The organism is Pseudomonas sp. EGD-AK9 (genome assembly GCF_000465935.2).
Taxonomy (GTDB): Bacteria; Pseudomonadota; Gammaproteobacteria; order Pseudomonadales; family Pseudomonadaceae; genus Aquipseudomonas.
The window spans coordinates 1-6,359 of sequence record NZ_AVOF01000195.1 but is presented as its reverse complement, the minus strand read 5'-3'; the positions used below and the strand labels follow the sequence as shown (position 1 = coordinate 6,359).

The following is a 6,359-nucleotide window of genomic DNA, read 5'->3' as shown; positions in this document are numbered from 1 at the left end:
GCCGGCGATGCGCTGCAGGCCGAGCACCGCCTGCTGGCCGCGAGCCTGGCCTGGCAGGCACTGCGTGGCGCACGCCCCTGGCGCCCGGCGTTCAGCGAGGAACAGGCCGCGCGGTTGTTGCAGGACGAGGCGCAGCAGGGCCGCTTCGACCCGCTTGCCTGCCAGGCGGTGATCGCCGCGGCGCGCGGCGAGCAACGGCCAATGGCTGCCAGGGCGGGCAACGGCCTTTTGAGCGAACGCGAGACGCAAATTCTGCGGCGCATCAGCGTCGGGGCGAGCAACAAGGAAGTGGCGCGCGACCTGGGCATCAGCCCGAGCACGGTGCGCACCCACGTCGAGAGCCTGTTCCGCAAGCTGCAATGCTCCACCCGCGCCGCCGCGACGCTGAAGGCGCTGACCCTGGGAGTGATCTGAGCCCCTGTGGAGCCGCCGCCCGAACAAAAGAAAAGGCCCCAGGTTTGCACCTGGGGCCTTTGGTATCTGGCGCATCCGGCGGGATTCGAACCCACGACCCCTGCCTTCGGAGGGCAGTACTCTATCCAGCTGAGCTACGGATGCGTTGCGGGGCGCAATCATACGCATCTCGGCCTTGGGCGTCCATGCCCGCCCCGTTCGCGATATCGAACGCAGGTGCAGAAACCGTCGGTGCCTGTGCCGGCGCATTATGGCGTTGAATATTTCGTTAATTTTTTCGAACAGGCTCTTGCCCTTTACCCCCTTCGACCCTAGGATTCGTTTGAGATTTCAAACGGGCTGCTGGCTTATCCGGAACAACCGGCCTGGCGGCGGCTCTGAATCCTTGCGACAGGCGCCTGCGGCGCTTTCCGGGCCTTGCCCACGACTCCAACGAGCACACGCCGACGCCTGGGTGTCGGGACTGAAGGAGACTGCCATGCAACTGAAAGACACCCAGCTGTTCCGCCAGCAGGCCTATATCGACGGCCAGTGGCTGGACGCCGACAGCGGCCAGACCATCGCGGTGAACAACCCGGCCACCGGCGAGATCATCGGCCACGTGCCGAAGATGGGCCGCGCCGAGACCCGTCGCGCCGTCGAGGCTGCCGAGAAGGCGTTGCCGGCCTGGCGCGCGCTGACCGCCAAGGAGCGGGCGAACAAGCTGCGCCGCTGGTTCGAGCTGCTGATGGAGAACCAGGACGACCTCGGCCGCCTGATGACCCTGGAGCAGGGCAAGCCGCTGGCCGAGGCCAAGGGCGAGATCGCCTATGCAGCCTCCTTTATCGAGTGGTTCGCCGAGGAAGCCAAGCGCGTCTACGGCGACGTGATTCCCGGCCACCAGCCGGACAAGCGCCTGATCGTGATCAAGCAGCCGATCGGCGTCACCGCGGCCATCACCCCGTGGAACTTCCCCGCCGCGATGATCACCCGCAAGGCCGGCCCGGCCCTGGCCGCCGGCTGCACCATGGTGATCAAGCCGGCCTCGCAGACGCCGTTCTCCGCCCTGGCCCTGGTCGAGCTGGCCGAGCGCGCCGGCATCCCGAAAGGCGTGCTCAGCGTGGTCACCGGCAGCGCCGGCGAAGTCGGCGGCGAGCTGACCAGCAACCCCATCGTGCGCAAGCTCTCCTTCACCGGCTCGACCGAGATCGGTCGCCAGCTGATGGCCGAATGCGCCCAGGACATCAAGAAGGTGTCGCTGGAGCTGGGCGGCAACGCGCCGTTCATCGTCTTCGACGACGCGGATCTGGACGCCGCGGTGGAAGGCGCGCTGATCTCCAAGTACCGCAACAACGGCCAGACCTGCGTCTGCGCCAACCGCATCTACGTGCAGGACGGCGTCTACGATGCCTTCGCCGAGAAGCTGATCGCCGCCGTGGGCAAACTGAAGATCGGCAACGGTCTGGAAGACGGCACCACCACCGGCCCGCTGATCGACGGCAAGGCCGTGGCCAAGGTGCAGGAACACATCGAGGACGCCGTAGGCAAAGGCGCCAAACTGGCCCTGGGCGGCAAGCCGCACGCCCTCGGTGGCACCTTCTTCGAGCCGACCATCCTGCTCGACGTGCCGAAAACCGCCGCGGTGGCCAAGGAAGAGACCTTCGGCCCGCTGGCGCCGCTGTTCCGCTTCAAGGACGAGGCCGAGGTGATCGCCATGGCCAACGATACCGAGTTCGGCCTGGCCTCCTACTTCTATGCCCGCGACCTGGGCCGCGTGTTCCGCGTGGCCGAGGCGCTGGAGTACGGCATGGTCGGAATCAACACCGGGCTGATCTCCAACGAAGTGGCGCCGTTCGGCGGGGTCAAGGCCTCGGGCCTGGGCCGCGAAGGCTCCAAGTACGGGATCGAGGACTACCTCGAGATCAAATATATGTGCCTGGGCGGCATCTAATCGCCGCTGCGCTCGGCCGGGCGTTGCTGGCGGAACCGGGAAAATGCTCATTGGCCACGGCCAACTGCGTTTTCCCCGATCCCGCCGCCTGGCCCGGCCATCGCTCGCTACGCGCCTAGCGCTTTGCTCTAGGCTGTAACGGGCCCGAATTCACCGAGCCCCCGCGGCCGCGGCAGTCGATCATCGCATGCTGCCCTGGCCAACCCGGGGGCGTTTCATCCTTCACCTGCGCCGCGATGACGGCCATGAGGACACCATGAGCAAGACCAACGAATCCCTGATGCAACGCCGCACCGCCGCCGTTCCGCGTGGCGTGGGGCAGATCCACCCGATCTTCGCCGCCAAGGCCGAGAATGCCACCGTGACCGACGTCGAGGGTCGCGAATTCATCGACTTCGCCGGCGGCATCGCCGTGCTCAACACCGGTCACCTGCACCCGAAGATCATCGCCGCGGTGCAGGAGCAGCTGACCAAGCTGACCCACACCTGCTTCCAGGTGCTGGCCTACGAGCCCTACGTGGAAGTGGCCGAGAAGGTCGCCGCGCGGGTGCCGGGCGACTTCGCCAAGAAGACCCTGCTGGTCACCACCGGCTCCGAGGCGGTGGAAAACGCGGTGAAGATCGCCCGCGCCGCCACCGGCCGCGCCGGGGTGATCGCCTTCACCGGTGGCTACCACGGCCGCACCATGATGACCCTGAGCCTGACCGGCAAGGTCAACCCCTACTCGGCCGGCATGGGCCTGATGCCCGGCGGCGTGTTCCGCGCCCAGTATCCCTGCGCGCTGCACGGCGTCAGCGTCGACGACGCCATGGCCAGCATCGAGCGCGTCTTCAAGAACGATGCCGAGCCGCGCGACATCGCCGCGATCATCATCGAGCCGGTGCAGGGCGAGGGCGGTTTCTACGTCGCGCCGAAGGAATTTATGCAGCGCCTGCGTGCGCTGTGCGACCAGCACGGCATCCTCTTGATCGCCGACGAGGTGCAGACCGGCGCCGGGCGTACCGGCACCTTCTTCGCCATGGAGCAGATGGGCGTGGCCGCCGACCTGACCACCTTCGCCAAGTCCATCGCCGGCGGCTTCCCGCTGGCCGGGGTGTGCGGCAAGGCCGAGTACATGGACGCCATCGCCCCGGGCGGCCTGGGCGGCACCTATGCCGGCAGCCCGATCGCCTGCGCCGCGGCCCTGGCGGTGATGGAGGTGTTCGAGGAGGAGAAGCTGCTGGATCGCTCCAAGGCGGTCGGCGAGCGTCTGGTCACCGGCCTCAAGGCCATCGCCGCCAAGCACAAGGCCATCGGCGACGTGCGCGCGCTGGGTTCGATGATCGCCGTCGAGCTGTTCGAGAACGGCGACCTGCACAAGCCGAACGCCGCGCTGACCGCGCAGGTGGTCGCCAAGGCGCGCGAGAAGGGCCTGATCCTGCTGTCCTGCGGCACCTACGGCAACGTGCTGCGCGTGCTGGTGCCGGTGACCGCGCCGGACGCCCAGCTGGACAAGGGCCTGGCGATCATCGCCGAGTGCTTCGACGAGCTGGCCTGACGTTTCCACGCCGTCCGGATGCTGTACCCAAGACCCGCGCAAGCGGGTCTTCTTGTTTGGGGCTCCCGCAACCCCTGGGGATGTCCTGATAAAGCCATTTATCGTCACTCCCGCGCAGGCGGGAACCCAGAACCTTCAGTCCCTGGGCTCACGCCTGCGCGGGAATGACGGCTATTGCAGAGCTTCCCCAGGCCCGGTGCCTGGCGCGCGGGCGTTCCCGGGTTGCATCCGGCAGCAGGTCCCTCGGCGCTGCAAGCATCGCGGCTAAAGCCCCTCGCACGATCCGGGGCATTTTCTCCACGGATAAAAAAGCCCGCACGAGGCGGGCCAAAGGGTGACAAGCAACAGGAATCCTTACTTGGCCTGCTCGAAGATCACGTAGACCTTGCGGCAGGCTTCCAGCACTTCCCAGGTGCCGGAGAAGCCGGCGGGGATGACGAAGCGGTCGCCGGCGCGCACGGTCTTGGTGTTGCCCTCGGCGTCGCGCAGTACCGACACGCCCTGGAGAATCTCGCAGTATTCGTGCTCGGTGTAGTTCACCGTCCACTGGCCCACCGCGCCCTCCCAGATGCCGGCGTTGAACTGGCCGCAGGGGCTGGCGTAGTGGTTGCGCACGCTCTGCTCGGGGTCGCCCTTGAGCACTTTCTCCGGCGCCGGGCGGTAGTGTTCGGCGGCGGTGGCGGCCTGGGCGAAGTCGAGGATCTGCTCGATTTTCATCTTCTGCTTTCCGTGGGTGGGGGTCAGTGGGCGGCCTGGCGGATGGCGTCGGCGAGCTTCTCCACCAGGCTGTCGATATGCGCCTTCTCGACGATCAGCGGCGGCGACAGGGCGATGGTGTCGCCGGTCACCCGCACCAGCAGGTCGTCCTGGTAGCAGCGCTCGAACACCTGGTAGCCGCGCTTGCCGGCACCGGCCTCGCTCGGCGCCAGCTGCACGCCGCCGACCAGGCCTACGGCGCGGATGTCGATGACGTTGGGCAGCTCGCGCAGGCTGTGCAGGCCGTCCTGCCAGTAGCCTTCCAGCTCGATGGCCTGTTCGAACAGACGCTCGTTCTGGTAGATCTCCAGGGTCGCCAGGGCGGCGGCGCAGGCCACCGGATGGCCGGAGTAGGTGTAGCCGTGGAACAGCTCGATGCCGTCCGGGCCCTGCATAAAGGCGTCATGGATTTTTTCATCGACCAGCACCGCGCCCATGGGGATGGCGCCGTTGGTCAGGCCCTTGGCGCAGGTGATGATGTCCGGGGTGACGCCCCAGCGCTGCGCGGCGAAGGCCTGGCCGACGCGGCCGAAACCGGTGATCACCTCGTCGAAGATCAGCAGGATGCCGTGCTTGCGGGTGATCTCGCGCAGGCGCTGCAGGTAGCCCACCGGCGGCAGCACCACGCCGGCCGAGCCGGACATCGGCTCGACTATCACCGCGGCGATGTTCTCCGCGCCGTGCAGGGTCACCAGGCGCTCCAGCTCCTCGGCCTTGTCCACGCCGAACTCGGGCAGGCCGCGGCTGAAGGCGTTGCGGGCGATGTCCAGGGTGTGCGGCAGATGGTCGACGCCCGGCAGCTGCAGGGGGAAGGCGCGGCGGTTGTTGACCATGCCGCCGACCGAGATGCCGCCGAAGCCGACCCCGTGATAGCCCAGCTCGCGGCCGATCAGGCGGGTGCGGCTGCTCTGGCCGATGGCGCGCTGGTAGGCCAGGGCGATTTTCAGCGCGGTGTCGGCCGACTCGGAGCCGGAGTTGGTGAAGAACACCTTGTTCAGCCCGGCCGGGGCGATCGCCGCCAGGCGGCTGGCCAGCTCGAACGGCAGCGGATGGCCCATCTGGAAGGTCGGGGCGAAATCCAGCTTGGCGATCTGCCGGCTCACCGCCTCGGTGATCTCGCGCCGGCCATGGCCGGCGTTGCAGCACCACAGTCCGGCGGTGCCGTCCAGAACCTGGCGCCCGTCGCTGGCGGTGAAGTACATGCCCTCGGCGCTTTCCAGCAGGCGCGGCTTGGCCTTGAACTGGCGATTGGCGGTAAAGGGCATCCAGAAATCGTCGAGCCGGGTGTTGTCTATTGTCATGTCAGCTACCGAAGCGCGAGGTGAGGAGGGTGCGCGTGGCGGCAGTCTATGTTTAATAAAACGAACATGACAAGGGGGTTTTCCTGGCCTTTGTCAAAAATATTGAAAAGGTGCAGCCCTCTGGTTTAGTGTGGCGCACAGGATTTGGCCACTTCGCTGGCCTTGCAGAATTATTTACAGTGCGCGCCTCGGCGAGGCGCCACCTCCACCCCTAGAGGATGCCGGAATGACTAGCCTGACTCGTGCCGACTGGGAACAGCGCGCCAAGACCCTGACCATCGAAACCCGCGCCTTCGTCCACGGCCAATACCGCCCGGCGGAGTCCGGCGCCACCTTCGAGTGCATCAGCCCGGTGGACGGCCGCCTGCTCGGCCTGGTCGCCAGCTGCGACGCCGCCGACGCCGAGATCGCCGTGCGTGAC

At 67.2% G+C, this 6,359-nt stretch carries 5 protein-coding genes, 1 tRNA gene and 1 pseudogene; 4 read left to right on the top strand and 3 right to left on the bottom strand.

Annotated elements, in window-relative coordinates; all coding sequences use genetic code 11:
• Window positions 1–414 (top strand): LuxR C-terminal-related transcriptional regulator (locus tag N878_RS10495; protein WP_031303003.1); only part of this gene is annotated, 414 nt, incomplete at its 5' end.
• 67 nt (window positions 415–481) lie between these two features.
• Here the strand turns inward: N878_RS10495 and N878_RS10490 are convergent.
• Window positions 482–558: transfer RNA gene (locus N878_RS10490), tRNA-Arg, on the bottom strand.
• 334 nt (window positions 559–892) lie between these two features.
• On the opposite strand from N878_RS10490, the gene gabD reads away from it, so the two are divergent.
• On the top strand, window positions 893–2,344 hold the full coding sequence (gene gabD / locus N878_RS10485; protein WP_021443612.1) for an NADP-dependent succinate-semialdehyde dehydrogenase: 1,452 nt from the start codon (window positions 893–895) through the stop codon (window positions 2,342–2,344).
• Between the two features lie 256 nt (window positions 2,345–2,600).
• The gene (gene gabT, locus N878_RS10480; RefSeq protein WP_021443611.1) at window positions 2,601–3,881 is read left to right on the top strand and encodes a 4-aminobutyrate--2-oxoglutarate transaminase; all 1,281 of its coding nucleotides are present in this window, start codon (window positions 2,601–2,603) and stop codon (window positions 3,879–3,881) included.
• 354 nt (window positions 3,882–4,235) lie between these two features.
• Here gabT and N878_RS10475 read toward each other — a convergent pair whose 3' ends face one another.
• Window positions 4,236–4,598, bottom strand: a complete 363-nt coding sequence (locus tag N878_RS10475) for a cupin domain-containing protein (protein WP_021443610.1) — start codon at window positions 4,596–4,598, stop codon at window positions 4,236–4,238.
• Window positions 4,599–4,621: 23 nt separating this feature from the next.
• Window positions 4,622–5,938, bottom strand: coding sequence for an aspartate aminotransferase family protein (locus N878_RS10470; protein WP_031303002.1), 1,317 nt, complete (start codon window positions 5,936–5,938; stop codon window positions 4,622–4,624).
• A gap of 226 nt (window positions 5,939–6,164) precedes the next feature.
• Between N878_RS10470 and N878_RS10465 the strand changes: the two are divergent.
• Window positions 6,165–6,359, top strand: a pseudogene (locus N878_RS10465) (aldehyde dehydrogenase PuuC); the annotation flags it as partial.

Excerpts from the sequence above, each read along its gene's own strand:
- gabD (WP_021443612.1), top strand. The coding sequence starts at position 893 with ATGCAACTGAAAGACACCCAGCTGTTCCGCCAGCAGGCCTATATCGAC.
- N878_RS10470 (WP_031303002.1), bottom strand. The coding sequence starts at position 5,938 with ATGACAATAGACAACACCCGGCTCGACGATTTCTGGATGCCCTTTACC.
- N878_RS10475 (WP_021443610.1), bottom strand. The coding sequence starts at position 4,598 with ATGAAAATCGAGCAGATCCTCGACTTCGCCCAGGCCGCCACCGCCGCC.
- gabT (WP_021443611.1), top strand. The coding sequence starts at position 2,601 with ATGAGCAAGACCAACGAATCCCTGATGCAACGCCGCACCGCCGCCGTT.